Raw genomic sequence first — 18,086 nt, 5'->3', positions numbered from 1 at the left:
CCTCTAAATAGAATCTAAATCTTGCAATAATTCGATTTTTATATTATTTTATCAGAAAAGTTTTAATTTTATATAGAAAATGTAATCGCTTTCGTGTATATTTTTATTATCAGAAAATTTTAACAAGACATAGGGGTATGGTAGGGGGAGGATTTAGATGCAGCAACCAACGAATGAGAAATTACATCGTACGATGAAGAGTAGACATTTATTTATGATCGCACTAGGTGGTGTAATCGGAACTGGTTTTTTCTTAGGTTCAGGTTACACTATTAATCAGGCTGGACCAGGGGGGGCCATCCTTTCATATTTAGTAGGCGGATTTATTATGTATTTAACAATGCTTTGTCTTGGAGAGTTAACGGTAGCAATGCCAGTTTCAGGTTCTTTCCAAAAGTATGCAACGAAGTTTATTGGACCAGGAACGGGCTTTATGATCGGCTGGCTATATTGGCTTGGCTGGGCAGTAACAGTAGGACTAGAATTAACGTCAATCGGTTTAATGATGAAAAGATGGTTTCCAAATGTTGATGTTTGGGTATGGTGCCTTGTATTCGGCGTTATTTTATATGCTTCAAACGCAATTTCGGCGAAAAGTTATGCCGAATTAGAATTTTGGTTTTCTAGTATTAAAGTAATTACAATCCTTGCATTTGTTGTTCTTGGTGGTAGTGCATTATTAGGATTTATATCATATGACGGAAAAGAAGCAGCACCTCTTTTCTCTAACTTTGTAAGCGATGGTGGACTTTTCCCAAATGGACTAGCTGCCGTATTACTTACAATGATTACAGTTAACTTCTCGTTCCAAGGAACAGAGTTAATCGGAATTGCAGCGGGAGAAAGTGAAAATCCAGAAAAAACAATTCCACGTGCGATCCGTAATACAGTATGGCGTATTATGTTATTCTTCATTTTAACAATGACAATTTTAGTAGGATTAATTTCTTGGAAAGAAGCAGGCGTAATTGAAAGTCCATTCGTAGTTGTATTTGATAAAATCGGTATTCCATATGCAGCTGATATTATGAACTTCGTTATTATTACTGCGTTATTATCTGTAGCGAACTCTGGATTATATGCAGCGACACGTATATTATGGTCACTTGCAAATGAAGGAATGGCACCAACTTCTTTCAAGAAAGTAAATAAACGTGGTATTCCAATTACAGCGCTAGTCGTAACGATTGCGGTAGCTGGATTATCTCTATTCACAAGTTTCCTTGCAGAAGATACAGTATACATGTACTTATTATCGATAGCTGGTTTATCAGCTGTTTCAAGTTGGATCATTATTGCTCTATCGCAACTTCGCTTTAGAAGTCAGTATATAAAAGGCGGAGGAAAGTTAGAGGACTTAAAGTATAGAACACCACTATATCCGATTGTTCCAATTTTAGCTTTAATTACAAATAGCATCGTTGTTATTAGTTTAGCGTTTATTCCTGAACAAAGAATGGCTTTATACTGCGGTATTCCATTTATCATTTTCTGCTATATATATTATTATTATATGAGTAAGAAACAGCAGAAACCGATGAAAGTGGAGATGGACAAAACAAATGAAACTAACAATCAAACACGATGATATAAAGGCAGATTTATCGTACGCTCAATTAGCGATTGGAAAAGAAAACGGGTATTCACCGTTACAATTACTCGTTTCTTCTATCGCAGGATGTAGTGCAATTGTCTTTCGAACAATTTTAGAAAAGAAACGTATTACATACGATACGTTTACGATCGAAACTGAAATTGGTAGAAGTGAAGCTTTATCCAAACCAGTTGAAAGTGTTCATTTGCACTATAAAATTAAAGCGGAAAACATTACAGAAGAGCAGTTGGACAAAGCATTGCAGCTTGCAGTGAAAAATTGTACGATTGTTCAATCTGTAAAAGATAGTATAAAGGTTACGGAAACAATTGAACTAATAAAATGAAACATAAAAACGTGAGAGCCGTATTCTCACGTTTTTATGTTTTTAGAAAGAGGGGAAAGTGTAGTGGACTGTTTAGGTTGTAAATTAGCAAACGAAGAGAAAAAAATATATAAAGTATATGAAGATGATTATGTAACTTGCTTTTTAGATTATGCGCCTTTCTACCCAGGACATACTTTAATTGTGCCAAAGCAGCATGTTGTAGAAGTAGACGAATTAGATGACGTTGTAGCAAGATCAATTATGGATGCTTCTAAGCTGATTGCAAAAGCGATTAAGGCATTATATAAACCAGATGGAATTACAGTTTGTCAAAATGGTGGAGTATTTAACGAGTTAACACATTACCATATGCATGTCGTACCAAGATATAAAGAGCGTTCGTTTGCTGAGTTTTATACGGTGCAACCGGAGGAAAAGAAGAATCATAACTTTGAAGAGACAAAGAATTTGGTAAAAGAAGCGATAGAGCAAATACTGTATATTGAAAAGGTGTAAAAGAATTTTTCTTAGAGATACAGTCAGGAAAATTCTAATATTAAAAAGCCCAATTTCTCAGTTACAATAGAGAAATTGGGCTTTTGTTTATTCTATTATTAAATTTTATCTATAAAAAGATTTTGCAGTGTCACAAAGTTACAGTGCTCATTCGTTATATAGAGTGAGAGGAGGAATTATATGAAAGTTACAAACAAAGATTATGAAAAGATGGAAGAGCTATATGAGTTGTATGAACAAAAAATTTATTCTGTAGCTTATTCTATTTTAAATAATATTCAACAGGCTGAAGATGCGGTTCAAGAGACGTTTATTACTCTTTATAAGAACTTGGAAAAGCTCCATAGCTTGAGCACTGAAGAGCTTAAACGCTATATTTTGAGGATCGCGAAAAACAAGGCGATTGATAGTTACCGGAAAAATAAACGACATGAAACATTTTTAGAAGAATATGAAAGAGAATCAATAGAAGCAGTAGATGAAAATATTGAAGAGTGGGAAAAACGTAAAATGTCTGAGGTTCAAATTGATACATTGCTAAAAGAGTTAAATGAATCTAACAGACAGGTGTTTAAGTACAAAGTCTTCTATAACTTAACGTATCAAGAAATTTCAAGTGTAATGGGGATTACGGAGGCTAATGTCCGCAAGCAGTTTGAACGCGCTCGAAAACGAGTCCAAAATATGATAGGAGGTATACAACATGACGAATTCAAAGAACTCCAAAGAAATATATGAACTTGCTGAAAAAATTGCTTTAGATGATTTTGATAAATCCGAAGAACAACATGAATTTTCACATACATATACGCGCAAAAAGAAACTGTTTATGGAGGAAATGAAGCTGAAGGGCGAGCAACAACAGAAAAAGAGTAAAAGAAATCGTATGTTAATCGCTGCTGCCTGCTTATTGATTGGTATGCCGACAACCGTTTTTGGTGCAGTAAAAGTCTATAATATGATTGTTCAAAAACAAAATTATGAAGTAAATGTTTCCTTAACAAATAAGGATTCGAAAAAGAGTGATCAGTGGTATAAGTTGAAGGTTGGTAAATTGCCAGAAAATATGGAAGCAATTGATGACACTGCTATGAAATATTCATTTAAAGATAACGACGCAAATGGAGGCTTTTCATTTAGTCTTTGGAGAGTAGGGGAAAATGCGGACTTTCAAACTTTATATTCAAAAAGCTACGAAGAAAAAGAGATAGGTGGCAAGAAAGCAGTAATTGTTCATAAAGAAACTGGAAACAACAATGTAATGTTTGATAGGAAGGTCTTTCTCTTTTTTGAGAAAGAAGGGATTATGTTAGAAAGTTTTATTGGATCAGATATAAATGAAGAACAAATGATAGATGTCTTAGGGAATATTTCACTTGAGCCCACGTCAAAAGAAAAGGCATCACATATATCAAATTATGATAAAAAGTATTTTAGCCAAGCAGATGAACCTAAAAAATCTAAAGTGATTCCTTTGAAAAAAGATAGCAAACGACTATTTCATATAGGGCAAAAGGTTCCAGTAACGATATCTATGGATAACAGCCAAATTGAATATGTGATAGAAAAAGTTGAAGTTTTTGATTCGATTAAAGATTTTAAACAAGAGAACTTTAATGAACTTGGCCTAGGGATATTAAGCAAGAAGAAGGCTTTAGATCAGACGGGAAAACTGCTATCGTACAGACGGGATGTATATAAATTAGGGAATGGTAAAGATTCAATTGATACATTAGTAGATTCGCAATTAGTTAATGTTAAATTTGTCTACTTGACAACAACAGTGAGAAATATTGGTAAACAGGCAACAGAAGAAATCTATATGCATCCATCCATAAAGCAGCTTAAATTTGAAGGGAATGCATGGAAATACGCTAAAGAAGAGGGAATGGATGCAACGCGTATTATGACGGGAGAAGTTGATTATTTAGAGCCTCACGGAGATGGGAAAAGCTTCTACAATATTGGCAGTATCCGACCAGGAGAAACGGTAAAAGTTAACTTAGGTTACTTTGTAGATGAAGATAAACTAGATTCAATCTTTTTGGATGCTTTCCATTACAGAGGGAATGGAAGTACTGAAAATATGAATGCGTCATATCGTTGGTGGATTGATATTCGTCAACAGTCAAAACAATAGGAACAAATACACAAAAAGCTGCTTATATTTAGCAGCTTTTTTCGTCTTCATACATATGTAAAACTTCTTTCGCACGTATACGTAAACCATCTATCAATTCTTTCGGTTCTAAAACTTTTGCATCTTTTCCAAGTCTATAAAATAAAGGAGTAATAAAGTTAATCTCACCTTTATCAATTGTTGAATTTATATATCCTGTCCCATCCTCGTTTACTATAACGAATTCCTCAAGATAAGGAACGCTTTTACATTGGCGTACGCCTTCTGTTGTCAGTAAAACATGTAACTGAGTAGGATTGTGTACTACGTTAGAGTTAGAGGCAAACCACTCTTCTAAATTCATGAATGTATCTGTATTTTCTTCCATCGATAATATTGAGAGAATACGATCAACGCGATACAGTAATACTTTTTTTCTACCGAAGTCATAGGACGGTAAGTACCATAACCCGTCGTGAGCATATACACCAATCGGATGAACATGTTTTGTTTTTATCCCTGATTTAGATTCGTATTGAAAGTGTAAATTTTTATTTTCAATAGCCGCTGTTAACACTTCGTTTAAAAGTGGGGTCTCAATTGTTCTCTTCGGATTCCAAAAGGCGATATAAGAACGTATTTTATCAACTTTCACTTTCGCCTCATGTTGTAGAGAGCTATATAGTTTATGAGTGACAGAATTGATTTCTGTATTAAAAGGTAAGTCTCTGTAGTAGCTTAAAGATTGAAAGGCAAAAAAGATGGAGACTGCTTCTTCTTCGGTAAATAAGATAGGTGGAATGACCCTAGTTGTTAATACTTTATATCCTCCGTTGCGACCTTGTTCAGCGTAAATGGGTAATCCCATATCACTTAAATCTAAAATATATCTATGGACAGTACGAACGGAAATATTAAATTCATCGGCTATTTCTTGAGCTGTAAATGCTTTTTTTGCAGAAGCAAATATAAGAATATCTAATAAGCGTTTAGCTTTTGACAAATGTATCACCTTTTTTCTTTTTAACATGACATAAATTGTCATGTTTTATTGTTAGTATATTGTTTACATCATATGTTATCAAGATGAGATGCAAGGAGGAAAAGATATGTCACGTGAAATAGTTTTATTTATAGCGGCGAGCTTAGATGGGTATATTGCGAAAGAAAATGATGATTTAGAGTGGTTAATGGAAACGGAAGGAGAGGGAGATAACGGTTATACAGAAATGTATGAAACAATTGATACAATAATAATGGGAAAGAGAACGTACGATTATGTAGTAGAGCATACAGAGACATTCCCGTATTTAGATAAAAAATGTTATGTGTTTTCTAATTCAGAAAAAGGCACGAACGGACATGTAGAGTTTGTAAATGAAGATGTAGTGGAGTTTACAAAAAGGTTAAAAGTACAAGAAGGATCTAAAATATGGATGGTTGGTGGAGGAGAGCTACTGAGAGAATTCTTTAAAAATAATCTAATTGATGAATATATTGTTACGATTACACCGCATATATTAGGCTCGGGTGTTCCATTATTTAAAGAAAAGAATCCAGAAATTAATTTAACTTTAACGGATACGAAACGTTTTGGGCAATTTGTAAATTTATATTATAAAGTAAAATGATAAAGTGAAACTTTAATCAGTGGGGGTTTTGTTCATCTCCCACTGATTATTAGTTGAACCAATCGGGCTTTTACGGGCAGTTGATCCCCCACCTAACTTCTTTGCTTCCGCTGAATTTTGATGTAGGGGTCTTACTGCCCGTTAATGCGGGATAAAGAAACACGACTACTGATGATAGTCGTGTTTCTTTATAGATGGTAATGAAATTATAAAGCAAGACCCGTGATTGACTTCACTCGTTACTGTAATATTCCCGCCGTGTAGCTCTACAATTTCCTTCACGATAGATAGTCCTAAACCAGTTCCACCTGTAGCTCGTGATCTAGCTTTATCAACACGATAAAAGCGGTCGAAAATGTGAGGGAGGTCTTCAGGCGGGATACCTTCGCCTTCATCTTCAATTGTAATGGAGATACGTTTATGTTCTTCTGTAATAGAAATGTTTATATGAGAATGTTCTTTTGAATGTCTATAAGCGTTATTTAAAATGTTTACTATAACTTGTTCAAATCGCTGTTCATCTAAGTTTACTAGCAGTGTAGGAGGACAAGAGAAAGAAACTTTAATGTATCTTTCTTTATACATGGCGTTTACTTTTTCAGCTATACGAGTAAGGAAGGTGTGTAAATGCACTTCCTTTACTTGAATAGAAAAGTTATGTTGTTCCATTTGTGCAAGTGAAAATAAATCTTGAACTAAGTTTGTAATGTAATCAGATTCATCTTTTATAATCGATAAATATCGCAAACGTTGCTCAGGAGGGGTGCTTTCTTTTAAAGCAATGTCAGCATAACCTCTTACGTATGTTAACGGTGTTCGTAATTCATGAGCAACACTTGCTAGAAATTCACTTCGCTCTGTTTTCATATAATGTAAATCATTTGCGAGCGTTTGAATAGATGATGCTAGTTCACCAATTTCATCATTTCGAGTAGTCGTTAACGAAACGGACAAATCGCCTTTACTCATTTTTTCAGTGGCATGTTTCATGTGTAACAATGGTTTTGTTAATAAACGTGATAATAGAAAGATGGTGATGGCTGTTAGTAGAAACGTAATGACTCCGGCAATAATGAATTGTCTTGTTAGCCCGTTAACCATTTCCTCGATTGATTCCGTCCCGAGAAACATATATACGTATCCTTCCGTTTTTCCAGCCACTACAATGGGGCTAACTGTACATATATAATTAGATGTTTTCCAATGATTCTCTATAATTGCTCCGTCATGATCTGTCCGTGTTTGCATCTTTTCAATATGCTTTTTTATAGTAGTATTTATTTCATTGGATTTAGCTAGTACCTCCTTATTTGCATTTGTAATAACAACAGTAGTTTCGGCTTCGGATTCCATTAGTGCAACATGGGAGATTGTTTGCTTATCAAAATACTTTTCAAGGACATCTCTGTGACTATTTCCGCGCTTTAATAAAGCTGTCATTTCTTCATTTACTCTATTGTTGACAAGGCTATAATAAAGCGAGACAAATAGAACACTTTCGATTAAAAGTGTAACAATCAAAAAATAAAATCCGAGCTGAATAGAAATTCGCTTCATTGCTTTGCTCCTTAATCTAGAGTATCAACCCATCGATATCCGACTCCGTAAACAGTTTTTAAATGGTAATCAATAGGGAAATTTGCTTTTCGCAATTTATCACGTAAATTACGAATATGTGAATCGACTGTGCGATCTTCTGTATTTGTGTTTAACCCCCAAATTCGTTCGATGAGCTGATCACGGCTTAATACGTAGTTCACATGGCGTAAAAATAATCCGAGTAAAGAAAATTCAATTGGTGTGAGAAGGAGTTCTTCATTATGGACAGAAACGAAGTGTTTTGTTTCATCCCATACAATACCGTGATATTGGATTTGTTTATGTTCATTTGTACGTCTTAAAACGGCTTCAATTCTTGCGAAAAGTTCTTCTTCATGGAAAGGTTTCGTTACGTAATCATCGGCTCCAAGTTTTAATCCTTGAACGACATCTACTGTTTGATCACGAGCTGTAACCATAATAATAGGAATGTTACTAAAAAATCGGATTTTTTTGCACGTTTCCCATCCGTCCATCTTTGGCATCATAATATCGAGTAAAACAAATTTAAAGTTTCGATTTTCTATATGTAAAATAGCTTCTTCTCCTGAAGTCGCACATACGCAGTTATATCCAATTGGGGTAAGATAAAGCGTTAATAATTCAAGCATTCTCGGTTCATCGTCTACGAGCAGTATATCAATCATAGAGAGCCCTCCATATTTATAATCGTTACTTAAAGTGTAATGCAAAATCATGAAGAAATGGTGCAGATTATGATGTGTCTGCATAATTTCTTCAGAATTGCTTGTTATTGTGGAGTTGAAATTACATTTTAGGTAATCATATTGGCTCAAAAATGATTAATACGGAGGCGGTATAATGAAAAAAATGACCCGAATTTTTGGGATAACAATAATTACAGCAGTTGGTCTTGCTGCATGCGGACAAACGAATACAGACCATAAAAACCATGAATCTACAAAAGAGAAAAAAACAGAGCAAAAGGAAATGAAAATGAATCAGGAGGTAACGGCGCCAAAAGAAATGAACGAAGGGGCATCGTATGATTTATTAACGACAAGTTTAAAAAATGTGACGAGGTTAAATACAAATGATCCCCTGCAAATGGCAGTGTTAACTTCGCAAACGATATGGCCAGCAACCCATAAAGAGAACCAGCCGGGTGCTGTTATTTTAGTACCAGCAAGCGAGTGGCAATTAGGTATTGCGAGTGCAGACCTTATTCATCATCCGAATAACGGGCCGATTTTATTTATAGAAAAAGAAAAGATACCGGAAATGACGTTAAAAGAAATAAAACGATTAAATCCAATCGGAACGAAAGATGGAACACAAATTATGGTGATGGGGGATGTAGGTACTAGCGCGCTTGAACAATTAAAAGGTTATAAAGTAAAACAAATAAAAGAAACGGACCCAGCTATATTTGCGAAAGATGTTGATAAGGAGTATGCCGATATAACAGGAAGCTACCCAAATAGTGTTATTATCGGTTCATCTGCAGAAGAAGGACGTTTATATACAACACCCGCTGTAAATTGGATTTCTCATATGCCGGAACCACTACTCTATACAGAAAAGAATAAAGTGCCAGAAGCGACAATAGAGGCATTAAAGATGAGAAAAGATAAAGCAAATATATATATATTAGGGCCAGAAAAAATTGTTTCAAAAGAAGTAGAAAAGGAGTTAAGCAAATACGGGAAAGTAACGCGTATTAGTGGAGAGACCCCTACAGAAAACTCGATTGCGTTCGCTAAATTTAAAGATGAAAAAACAAAATTTGGCTGGGGATTCACAAAACCTGGTCACGGTTTATCATTTGTTTCAAGCAAAACACCAGATTTAGCAGTTGCTGGGGCACCTTTTTCACATATGGGTAAACACGCACCTGTTGTATTATTAGAAGAAGGTAAAGTTTCACAACCAGTGTATGACTTCCTTGCAAGCATTCAGCCGAAGTTTAAAGATGATCCAACACTTGGACCATATAATCACGGTTTCTTATTAGGAAGTACGAGTGATATTTCATTTGAAACACAAGGAATACTAGATGAGAGGTTAGAAATTGTTCAGGAAAGTGGTCAAGGACACGGTGGACATTAATGAAATGAGAAAAGATGCTACTAAGGTAGCGTCTTTTTCTTTAGGAAACTTTTACATAGCAAAAAATCTTCTACTCGTTATATAATAGCTTTCGTGCAGTCGGCTAGATTTTCTTATGGAGAAAATCAAATTATAAAGGAGTAGAGGAGTGGTATTTTGTTTCAAATGATAAAAAATGACTGGTTTTCTAATGTGAGAGGGGACGTGTTATCAGGAATTGTCGTTGCTTTAGCATTAATCCCTGAAGCGATAGCCTTCTCTGTTATTGCAGGCGTGGATCCAACAGTTGGACTATACGCAGCCTTTTGTATTGCAGTTACCATTTCATTTGTTGGCGGAAGAACTGGAATGATTTCAGCTGCAACAGGTGCAATGGCATTATTAATGGTAACGCTCGTTAAAGATCATGGTTTGCAATATTTATTTGCTACAACAATATTAACAGGTATCGTCCAAATTATTTTTGGCGTGTTCAAACTGAGCTCATTTATGAAGTTTGTTCCGAAATCTGTTATGAGTGGTTTTTTAAATTCACTTGGAATTTTAGTTTTTACAGCGCAATTACCGCATTTTAAAAATGCAACTTGGCAAATGTATGCACTCGTTGTATTAGGACTTGCAATTATATATTTATTTCCACGTATTACAACGGTTGTACCTTCTACGCTTATTTCAATTATTATTGTGACGAGTATTGCACTTATGAGCGGATTACAGTTGAAAACAGTAGGGGATATGGGAAGCCTGCCGAAAGAATTACCGTTCTTTAGTATTCCTGATGTGCCATTTACATTAGAAACATTAGGGATTATTTTACCTTATGCAGTTATGCTTGCAATCATTGGTTTACTAGAGTCTTTATTAACAGCTTCAGTTTTAGATGATATGACGCATACAGAAAGTAATAAGCATAAAGAGGCACGCGGACAAGGGATCGCAAACATCGTTGCTGGATTTTTCGGAGGAATGGCAGGATGTGCAATGATCGGCCAATCTGTTATTAATATTAAATCAGGTGGACGAGGTCGCCTATCAACATTTGTAGCGGGCGGATTTTTAATCGTATTATTATTCGTTTTAGGAGATTATGTCGTTCATATTCCGATGGCAGCTTTAGTTGCGGTTATGATTATGGTTTCAATCGGAACGTTTGATTGGAACTCTGTAACAACGATTCATAAAGTACCAAAAGGAAACGCATTTGTTATGATCGTAACAGTTGTGATTGTCCTAATTACACATAACTTAGCATTAGGTGTAATTATCGGAACAGTAATTAGTGCGGTGTTATTTGCATTCAATATGGCAAAGATTCACGTGAAACATTTATATATTGAAAATAAGAAAATATACGAAATTCACGGTCAACTTTTCTTTGCATCCACAGCCGATTTCATAAATAATTTTTCATTTAATGAAGATGTAAAAGAAATTGAAATGAATTTTACTCATGCGCACGTATGGGATGATTCAGCGGTGGCATCAATTGATAAAGTTATCATAAAGTATGAGCAAAGTGGTGTGAAAGTAAGTATAACAGGATTAAATGAACGTAGCTCAAAACTTGTTGCAAATTTAGCTACTTATAATAAAAGAATTGCTAGTTAAAAGCCTCCTTTTTAGGAGGCTTTATTATATAATACGAGTAGGATAACGAAAAGGGGATTCAGCATATGTACAAACAAATTATATTAGCATGTGACGGTTCTGAACATGCACTTCGAGCAGCGGAACATGCAACATATATTGCGAAATGTAGCGCAGAAACAAATGTTGAAGTTGTGTACGTAGTAGATAATAGAACGGCAAAATCAGATATTATACAAGGTCAAACAGATTTAGAAACAATATCGGCTAGTCGAAAAGATAAATTAAAAGAGATTGAAGTTTTATTAAAGAAAGAGAACATATCTTATACAATTACGATATTACATGGTGATCCTGGAGATACAATTGTTCAATATGTAAATACAGGAGATATAGATCTTGTTATCGCCGGAAGCAGAGGGCTAAATACACTGCAAGAAATGGTACTTGGTAGTGTAAGTCATAAAATAGCAAAACGAGTGAAATGTCCGGTGATGATTATAAAATAAAATGTAACTAAAGACCTTAGTATAGCTGAGGTCTTTTTTATGTATAAAGAACTCTCATTTGTGGAAATACTAGATATATAAGTTGAAAAGATGTTAACTTACAAATTTGTAAGTTAGTTGTTAGAGAAATCGATGTTATGAAATTTTTCCCATTGGTAAAATAAAAGTATCAAAGGGGAGATAGGGAGGATGGAAGCAATGAAATCATTTCAAAATTTGTCATATAGTCAAGGGGTAAGCTTAATTTGTTTAGGGGGATTTGCTGGATCTGTTACGTTAGCTGTTTTAATAAAGGTATTTCATCAAATCTTTTAATATTAGAGTAGGGAAGGAATTGGTTGTTATCATTAGTAGGAAAAGCAATGAAAATAAAAAATAGCTCTTAGCATGTATGTAAATGCTAAGAGCTATTTTTATGTTTATTTTTCTACTTCTGGCTTCTCACTTGTTACAGTAACGTCTTTCCAATGTGAAGTTATTTGATTCACTTCAGTGTTGACATCATAATTTTTTACGCGCTTATTAACACCTGTTAAATCAAATGTGTAATGAATTGGAATCATCGGTGCTTCGTCATGAATTAATTTTTGCCATTTATCGTATACTTCTTTACGATATTTTTCATCAGTAGCTTTTTCTGATAATCCTGCTTCTAATAACTTCGTATTTTCATCATTTACCCAGCGTTGATAGTTGAATCCGGCATTTTTGCCCCATAGGCCAGAAAGGTCAGGGTCAGAGCCAGTGTTCCAAGCACCGGCAAAAATATCAACCTTCGGATCATCTTTTTTAATCATGTCACGCATAGCATTAAATTCGTGTAAGCGTCCATCAACAAGTTCTACTTTTAAGCCGATATCTTTCCAAGATTGAATGTAGAATTTAGCCAGCGGTTCACTTGTTTCACTACCACTACTAGTTAAGAAGTTAATCTTCAATTCATTACCTTTTGGATCTTCACGGAATCCATCACCATTTTTATCTTTATACCCAGCTTCATCTAATAGTTTTTTCGCTTTATTTACATCGAAATTATACGCACCAACATCATTATTATGGTACTTTGGCATAGATGGTGGAATTGGAGAGTTAGCTGGAACGCGAAGTCCGTGATATACTTTCTCTCCTAATTTTTCTCTATCAATTGCATGTGCCATCGCTTGACGTAAACGAACGTCTTTGAACTTATCGTTATCCATTACAGCTTCATTCTTTGCTTTGTCCATATGTCCGAACTTAAATCCGATATAAGTGTAAGCAAGGTCAGTTTTACCAATTAGTTGTGTGTTTTTTAATTTACTTACGTTCGGATATTGATCAGCAGTAATTGCTGCAATATCAATATCACCTTTTTTCAGAGATGCACTAACAATAGATGGATTTACAACTTTTAATGTTACATTTTTTAGCTTAGGTTTGCCGCCCCAGTAATCATCAAAACGCTCATACTCAACTGATTCACCAGGAACGATTTTCTTCACTTTAAATGGACCGAATCCAATTGGATTTTGACGGATTTTATCTGATTCAGCTAGTTTTTCAATTGGTACATCACCTAAATATTTTTTAGGTGTAGGATATGTCCAAATACCAGTTTTTAGTGAAGGGTTTACTTCTTTATAAGTAATGGAAATTGTTTTTGGATCGACTACTTTAATACCAGAAATTTTGTCAGCTTTTCCAGTGTGATATTCTTCCATACCTTCAATCATTTGCATTTGTGTATCGTAACGGATACCTGTATATTTGCTATTACCGATTATTAAGTAAGAATATTCTAAATCCTCAGCTGTTACAGGATTACCATCGTGCCATTTTACATTATCTTTAATTTTAATTGTAATTGTTTTTTTATCTTCAGAAATTGTATAAGTTGCAGCACCGTCATTTGTAATTTCCCAGTTTTTATCTGTAGCTAATAATTGTTCATCAAAGAAATCCATAATCTCTGAATCTGGAGCAACTTCATACAATACCCTACTTAAAACACCAGCGAAAGGTGAATTTGAAACGAGTCCATAAGTTAATGATCCGTCTTTAATTTCTTTACCGTCATTTTTTACAGCAGCACTAAATTTATTTGTTTCTACTTTTTTTGTGTTTGCCTTTTTACTACCGCTATCAGCACCCCCACATGCAGATAGTAATAATGTTGAAGCAGCAAGTGTACTTAATACTTTGTACAGTTTTGGTTTGTTCATAACTTCTCCACCCCTTATCCTTTTCTTTGTCTCGCATCAGCCGCACGCTTTAACGCTTGACCAATAAAATTTATACACAGCATCAACACTAAAATCATGATTGATGCGGGTAACCAAATCCACCACTTTTCTTGTAATACATCTGGGTTAGTTGCGTAACTTACAAGTGTACCAAGACTTGGTGTGCTCTCTGGTAGACCGAAGCCTAAGTAAGTTAAACTAGATTCAATTCCGATGTTACCAGCAAGATTTAATGTGATATTTACGATAATAATAGAACTTAAATTAGGTAATATTTGCTGGAAGATTATTTTCCAATTTGGTGTTCCTAATGTTTTTGATGCAGATACGTAATCAAGTTCTTTCTCAGTCAATACTTTAGAGCGTATAAGCCTTGCTTTTCCGACCCATAAGAAAGCGGTCATTATGAGAATAAATGTCGTAATATTGAAAGTTGGAACGAGTGAGATAAACACGATAACAATCATTAAGAATGGTAAAATCATCATAAAGTCGATAAAACGCATAATGATGTTATCGACAACTCCTCCAAAATAGCCAGCAATTAGTCCCGTCGTAAGACCGATAAGGGTTGCTAAAAGAGTGATGGCTAAACCAACTGTAAAGGAGTTACGTGTACCAATAATTAATTGTCCGAAAATATCACGGCCTCCATAATCAGTTCCTAACCAATGTTCAGCAGAAGGAGGGTCATAAATAGCGAACAAATCGACTCGGACGATATCTTCTTGCTTCATAATAAATGAAGTTGCGTAAACGGCTATTAATATTAAAGCTAAAAAGAATAGAGAAAACATTGCTAGTTTATCTTTACGAAATTCTCGCCACATAATGGAGAAACCAGAGGGGCTCTTTTCGTAATGAATGACTTCAGTTTGTTTTTCAGGATTTGCTAACATAACGTTTCTTCACCTCCATTAATCAATACGAATACGTGGATCAACGATGCTTAGAATAATATCGGAAAGAAGAGTCCCGAGTAGCGTTGCGAATCCAGTAAATAATACAAGAGCAGTTACGACACTGAAATCACGTTGAGTGATAGATTGGAAAAATAGTTGTCCAATTCCTGGATAGCCGAAAATATTTTCTAGAATAATAGAGCCTCCAACTAAACCTGTAATTTCATATCCTAAAAATGCTGCAATTGGTAAAAATGAATTTCTTAAAATATGTCTAGAATATACTTTAGATTCTGGTACACCTTTTGCTTTTACTGTGCGTACAAAATCTTTATGTTTCGTATCGATAATTTCACTTCGTAAATATTGTACAGTTCCTACAGTCCCAATTAATGCCCCAGATAAAGCTGGTAAAATCATATGATTGAATTTACTTAAATAGTAATCAAATGATCCTGTTGCAACTTGTGGATCAACGCTACCACTCGTAGGGAAAATTGGATATAAAAAGCCGAATAAGAATAACATTACTAACCCGAAAATAAATAGTGGTGTACCGAATCCTAAAAAGTTATAGAGCGTAATGAGTCGATCAGCCCACGTATCATTCCAACGTCCACTTATAACTCCAAGTGGAATAGCAATTAAGTAAGTAAGAATAAGAATAAGAAGAGCTAACAGTATGGTATTGCCAAGACGTTCCCCGATAATATCTGTTACTTTTATTTTATGTGCATAAGAAATACCGAAATCCCCTTGTACAGCATTTGAAATCCACCTTACATATTGAGTGGGAATAGGATCGTTTAAACCTAGTTTTTCACGTTGTTCTTCGAGCACTTTTGGATCGGCTTTTGGGTTTGCTAGTTCAGCGCCACTTAATGCATCACCTGGCATTGCCTTAGCCAGTGTAAAGACGAGTACGCTTAATATGAATAATTGCGGTATCATAACTAAAACCCGGCGTAATATAAATTTCCACATATTTTATCACTCCCTTAAGGTAATGCCACCCGGTGTGTTGGCGAGATTGTTTTTAAATCGTAAGCACGACCATTTTCGTTGAAATAGTTTTCGTATGATTTTTCGTATTCAGCGCTTACTTCACGACGTAATTTACGTTGTTGTTCGCGGTTTTCAGGACGAATATCAGGAATAGCTGATATTAAGCGCTTCGTATAAATATGTTGTGGATTATTATAAATTTCTGCACTTGTTGCTTCTTCAACGATGCGTCCGCGATACATAACACCGATACGGTCACACATATGGCGAATTACGCCTAAATCATGACTAATAAATAAGTATGTTAGTCCGAGTTCAGCTTGTAAATCTTGCAAGAAGTTTAAAACTTGAGCTTGTACCGACACGTCAAGTGCAGATACAGGTTCGTCCGCGATAATAAGCTTCGGTTTTAATGTAAGTGCCCGTGCAATACCAATTCGCTGTCTTTGTCCACCAGAAAACTCATGTGGATATTTATAAACAGATTCTGGATTTAATCCAACTATACTAAGATACTCTTGAACGGTTCTACGTTCTTCATCAGGTGAGAGCTTCTCAAAATTCCGAAGAGGTTCAGCGATAATATCGAGAACACGTTTTTTCGGATTTAATGATGAATAGGGATCTTGGAAAATCATTTGAATATCTTTTCGTTGTTCACGTAGCTCAGAGCGACTTAACTTTGTTAAGTCTTTATTGTTAAAATGAATGCTACCATTTGTCGCTTTCGTTAAATGCATAATTGCTTTACCTGTTGTTGATTTACCACTACCAGATTCACCAACGATTCCATATGTTTCACCCGGTTGTAATTCAAAACTTACGCCATCGACAGCGCGCACGTAATCTAATGTACGTCCGAAGAAACCACCTTTAATTGGGAAATGTACTTTTAAATCGTCTACTTTAAGCAGTGCCATGAGTTACGTCATCTCCTTTCTTATCTTGGAAGTTGAAATGCTTGTAGCAAGTACAACGTACCCAATGGTCTTGTTTTACTTCATGTAAAACGGGATTTTCTTCATGTTGATCAGGTCTAATCCATGGAATCCGTGCTTGGAATCGACAACCTGTGCGAGGTAACTTAGCTAATGTCGGTACAACGCCTTGAATAACATGTAATTTTTCTTTTTCAGCAGATGCAGACGGGATTGAATTTAATAAGGAACGAGTATATGGATGAAGAGGGTTATTAAAAATCTCTTCGACTGTTCCTGTTTCTACAACTTGTCCTGCATACATAACGACGATACGATCAGCGGTTTCGGCCACGACGCTTAAATCGTGTGTAATTAAGATGATGCCCATTTTCGTTTGTTCTTGAATGGAACGTAATAAATCTAAAATTTGCGCTTGAATGGTTACGTCAAGTGCAGTTGTTGGCTCATCTGCAATAATGAGCCCTGGCTTACAAGCAATTGCAATTGCGATAACAATTCTTTGTCTCATTCCGCCAGATAATTCGTGTGGGTATTGTTTATATGTAAGTTCTGGTTTTGGAATACCAACTTGATGGAGTAGTTCTAAGGTGCGTTCTTTCTTTTCAACTTTTGAAAGGCTTGTGTGGTAGTCTAAGTTTTCTTCGATTTGTTTTCCAACTGTCATAAGAGGATCGAGTGCTGTAAGAGGTTCTTGGAAAATCATTCCGATATTTGAACCGCGTACTTTATTTATTTCGGCGGTTGACATGCTAAGTAAGTCCTTATCTCTATAGTAAAGCTGCCCTTGTAATTTTGTATTTGCTTCATTATGCAGTCGCATAATGGAAAGGGCAAGTGCACTTTTTCCGCATCCTGACTCACCAACGATAGCAACAATTTCATTTTCATGAACAGTTAAGGATACATCATCAACTGCTGCATGATACTGATCTTGTATACGAAAGGAAGTTTGCAAGTTTTCAATACGAAGAAGTGGATTCTTCATGGCTATCCCTCCATCTTTTCTGAAAAGACTAAATATTTTGTATGTTGTTATTTTAATATAAATTGACAATGTTTGACA

General features: G+C 35.2%; 18 protein-coding genes. 10 read left to right on the top strand and 8 right to left on the bottom strand.

The genetic code is table 11. From position 1 onward, the window contains the following. Nucleotides 1-157 precede the first annotated feature (157 nt). The 5 genes from AC1Q8M_RS25370 (at nt 158) to AC1Q8M_RS25350 (ending at nt 4,578) form a co-directional block, all read left to right on the top strand. A complete protein-coding gene (locus tag AC1Q8M_RS25370; RefSeq protein ID WP_001187093.1) occupies nt 158-1,588 on the top strand; it encodes an amino acid permease in 1,431 nt (476 codons plus the stop codon). Continuing rightward, a complete protein-coding gene (locus AC1Q8M_RS25365) occupies nt 1,563-1,940 on the top strand; it encodes an OsmC family protein (RefSeq protein WP_000778853.1) in 378 nt (125 codons plus the stop codon). The genes AC1Q8M_RS25370 and AC1Q8M_RS25365 overlap by 26 nt, the downstream gene beginning before the upstream one ends. Nucleotides 1,941-2,003: 63 nt before the next feature. After that, the gene (locus AC1Q8M_RS25360; protein WP_098855747.1) at nt 2,004-2,438 is read left to right on the top strand and encodes an HIT family protein; all 435 of its coding nucleotides are present in this window, start codon (nt 2,004-2,006) and stop codon (nt 2,436-2,438) included. A 180-nt stretch (nt 2,439-2,618) separates the two neighbouring features. Next, nucleotides 2,619-3,176: an RNA polymerase sigma factor gene (locus AC1Q8M_RS25355; protein WP_000869255.1), complete on the top strand. Its 558-nt coding sequence runs from the start codon at nt 2,619-2,621 to the stop codon at nt 3,174-3,176. Then, the gene (locus AC1Q8M_RS25350; RefSeq protein WP_098365808.1) at nt 3,142-4,578 is read left to right on the top strand and encodes a DUF4367 domain-containing protein; all 1,437 of its coding nucleotides are present in this window, start codon (nt 3,142-3,144) and stop codon (nt 4,576-4,578) included. The genes AC1Q8M_RS25355 and AC1Q8M_RS25350 overlap by 35 nt, the downstream gene beginning before the upstream one ends. A gap of 28 nt (nt 4,579-4,606) precedes the next feature. Here AC1Q8M_RS25350 and AC1Q8M_RS25345 read toward each other — a convergent pair whose 3' ends face one another. Continuing rightward, nucleotides 4,607-5,602, bottom strand: a complete 996-nt coding sequence (locus AC1Q8M_RS25345; protein WP_171004495.1) for a helix-turn-helix transcriptional regulator — start codon at nt 5,600-5,602, stop codon at nt 4,607-4,609. Between the two features lie 64 nt (nt 5,603-5,666). On the opposite strand from AC1Q8M_RS25345, the gene AC1Q8M_RS25340 reads away from it, so the two are divergent. Next, nucleotides 5,667-6,188, top strand: a complete 522-nt coding sequence (locus AC1Q8M_RS25340; RefSeq protein ID WP_061661019.1) for a dihydrofolate reductase family protein — start codon at nt 5,667-5,669, stop codon at nt 6,186-6,188. Nucleotides 6,189-6,353: 165 nt separating this feature from the next. On the opposite strand, the gene AC1Q8M_RS25335 is transcribed toward AC1Q8M_RS25340, so the two are convergent. Together AC1Q8M_RS25335 and AC1Q8M_RS25330 are read right to left on the bottom strand one after the other, a co-directional pair. Then, nucleotides 6,354-7,745: a sensor histidine kinase gene (locus AC1Q8M_RS25335; protein ID WP_065229751.1), complete on the bottom strand. Its 1,392-nt coding sequence runs from the start codon at nt 7,743-7,745 to the stop codon at nt 6,354-6,356. Between the two features lie 11 nt (nt 7,746-7,756). Beyond that, entirely contained in the window at nt 7,757-8,434 is a 678-nt protein-coding gene (locus tag AC1Q8M_RS25330) for a response regulator transcription factor (RefSeq protein ID WP_071714259.1), read from the bottom strand. 175 nt (nt 8,435-8,609) lie between these two features. Between AC1Q8M_RS25330 and AC1Q8M_RS25325 the strand changes: the two genes are divergently transcribed. The 4 genes from AC1Q8M_RS25325 (at nt 8,610) to AC1Q8M_RS25310 (ending at nt 12,268) form a co-directional block, all read left to right on the top strand. Beyond that, nucleotides 8,610-9,857: an ArsR family transcriptional regulator gene (locus tag AC1Q8M_RS25325; protein ID WP_072940974.1), complete on the top strand. Its 1,248-nt coding sequence runs from the start codon at nt 8,610-8,612 to the stop codon at nt 9,855-9,857. A 156-nt stretch (nt 9,858-10,013) separates the two neighbouring features. Beyond that, the gene (locus tag AC1Q8M_RS25320; RefSeq protein WP_064532039.1) at nt 10,014-11,465 is read left to right on the top strand and encodes a SulP family inorganic anion transporter; all 1,452 of its coding nucleotides are present in this window, start codon (nt 10,014-10,016) and stop codon (nt 11,463-11,465) included. A 65-nt stretch (nt 11,466-11,530) separates the two neighbouring features. Beyond that, nucleotides 11,531-11,953 (top strand): universal stress protein, encoded by a 423-nt coding sequence (locus AC1Q8M_RS25315; RefSeq protein ID WP_000277991.1) that lies wholly within the window; start codon nt 11,531-11,533, stop codon nt 11,951-11,953. A gap of 198 nt (nt 11,954-12,151) precedes the next feature. Beyond that, the gene (locus tag AC1Q8M_RS25310; protein ID WP_002094283.1) at nt 12,152-12,268 is read left to right on the top strand and encodes a DUF4027 family protein; all 117 of its coding nucleotides are present in this window, start codon (nt 12,152-12,154) and stop codon (nt 12,266-12,268) included. Nucleotides 12,269-12,372: 104 nt separating this feature from the next. Here AC1Q8M_RS25310 and opp4A read toward each other — a convergent pair whose 3' ends face one another. The 5 genes from opp4A to AC1Q8M_RS25285 are packed head-to-tail and all read right to left on the bottom strand — an operon-like array spanning nt 12,373 to nt 18,008. After that, on the bottom strand, nt 12,373-14,154 hold the full coding sequence (gene opp4A / locus AC1Q8M_RS25305; RefSeq protein ID WP_001039730.1) for an oligopeptide ABC transporter substrate-binding protein: 1,782 nt from the start codon (nt 14,152-14,154) through the stop codon (nt 12,373-12,375). A 14-nt stretch (nt 14,155-14,168) separates the two neighbouring features. Further along, nucleotides 14,169-15,074 carry an ABC transporter permease gene (locus tag AC1Q8M_RS25300; RefSeq protein WP_000880730.1) on the bottom strand — a complete coding sequence of 302 codons (906 nt, stop codon included), beginning with the start codon at nt 15,072-15,074 and terminating at the stop codon, nt 14,169-14,171. Between the two features lie 18 nt (nt 15,075-15,092). Further along, a complete protein-coding gene (opp4B, locus tag AC1Q8M_RS25295) occupies nt 15,093-16,061 on the bottom strand; it encodes an oligopeptide ABC transporter permease (protein ID WP_000265452.1) in 969 nt (322 codons plus the stop codon). Nucleotides 16,062-16,075: 14 nt separating this feature from the next. Further along, entirely contained in the window at nt 16,076-17,002 is a 927-nt protein-coding gene (locus AC1Q8M_RS25290; protein WP_090978408.1) for an ABC transporter ATP-binding protein, read from the bottom strand. Continuing rightward, nucleotides 16,989-18,008, bottom strand: a complete 1,020-nt coding sequence (locus AC1Q8M_RS25285) for an ABC transporter ATP-binding protein (protein WP_098855745.1) — start codon at nt 18,006-18,008, stop codon at nt 16,989-16,991. The genes AC1Q8M_RS25290 and AC1Q8M_RS25285 overlap by 14 nt, the downstream gene beginning before the upstream one ends. Nucleotides 18,009-18,086: the final 78 nt, after the last annotated feature.

This window comes from Bacillus sp. GW823-FHT06A10 (assembly GCF_058795375.1).
The sequence above is the reverse complement of the archived record's forward strand: the minus strand, read 5'-3'. Positions and strand labels throughout refer to the sequence as shown.

What these genes read in the sequence shown, in the direction of transcription:
- AC1Q8M_RS25370 (WP_001187093.1), top strand. Translation starts at nt 158, where the DNA reads ATGCAGCAACCAACGAATGAGAAATTACATCGTACGATGAAGAGTAGA.
- AC1Q8M_RS25365 (WP_000778853.1), top strand. Translation starts at nt 1,563, where the DNA reads ATGAAACTAACAATCAAACACGATGATATAAAGGCAGATTTATCGTAC.
- AC1Q8M_RS25355 (WP_000869255.1), top strand. Translation starts at nt 2,619, where the DNA reads ATGAAAGTTACAAACAAAGATTATGAAAAGATGGAAGAGCTATATGAG.
- AC1Q8M_RS25350 (WP_098365808.1), top strand. Translation starts at nt 3,142, where the DNA reads ATGACGAATTCAAAGAACTCCAAAGAAATATATGAACTTGCTGAAAAA.
- AC1Q8M_RS25345 (WP_171004495.1), bottom strand. Translation starts at nt 5,602, where the DNA reads ATGACAATTTATGTCATGTTAAAAAGAAAAAAGGTGATACATTTGTCA.
- AC1Q8M_RS25340 (WP_061661019.1), top strand. Translation starts at nt 5,667, where the DNA reads ATGTCACGTGAAATAGTTTTATTTATAGCGGCGAGCTTAGATGGGTAT.
- AC1Q8M_RS25335 (WP_065229751.1), bottom strand. Translation starts at nt 7,745, where the DNA reads ATGAAGCGAATTTCTATTCAGCTCGGATTTTATTTTTTGATTGTTACA.
- AC1Q8M_RS25330 (WP_071714259.1), bottom strand. Translation starts at nt 8,434, where the DNA reads ATGATTGATATACTGCTCGTAGACGATGAACCGAGAATGCTTGAATTA.
- AC1Q8M_RS25325 (WP_072940974.1), top strand. Translation starts at nt 8,610, where the DNA reads ATGAAAAAAATGACCCGAATTTTTGGGATAACAATAATTACAGCAGTT.
- AC1Q8M_RS25315 (WP_000277991.1), top strand. Translation starts at nt 11,531, where the DNA reads ATGTACAAACAAATTATATTAGCATGTGACGGTTCTGAACATGCACTT.
- AC1Q8M_RS25310 (WP_002094283.1), top strand. Translation starts at nt 12,152, where the DNA reads ATGAAATCATTTCAAAATTTGTCATATAGTCAAGGGGTAAGCTTAATT.
- opp4A (WP_001039730.1), bottom strand. Translation starts at nt 14,154, where the DNA reads ATGAACAAACCAAAACTGTACAAAGTATTAAGTACACTTGCTGCTTCA.
- AC1Q8M_RS25300 (WP_000880730.1), bottom strand. Translation starts at nt 15,074, where the DNA reads ATGTTAGCAAATCCTGAAAAACAAACTGAAGTCATTCATTACGAAAAG.
- opp4B (WP_000265452.1), bottom strand. Translation starts at nt 16,061, where the DNA reads ATGTGGAAATTTATATTACGCCGGGTTTTAGTTATGATACCGCAATTA.
- AC1Q8M_RS25290 (WP_090978408.1), bottom strand. Translation starts at nt 17,002, where the DNA reads ATGGCACTGCTTAAAGTAGACGATTTAAAAGTACATTTCCCAATTAAA.
- AC1Q8M_RS25285 (WP_098855745.1), bottom strand. Translation starts at nt 18,008, where the DNA reads ATGAAGAATCCACTTCTTCGTATTGAAAACTTGCAAACTTCCTTTCGT.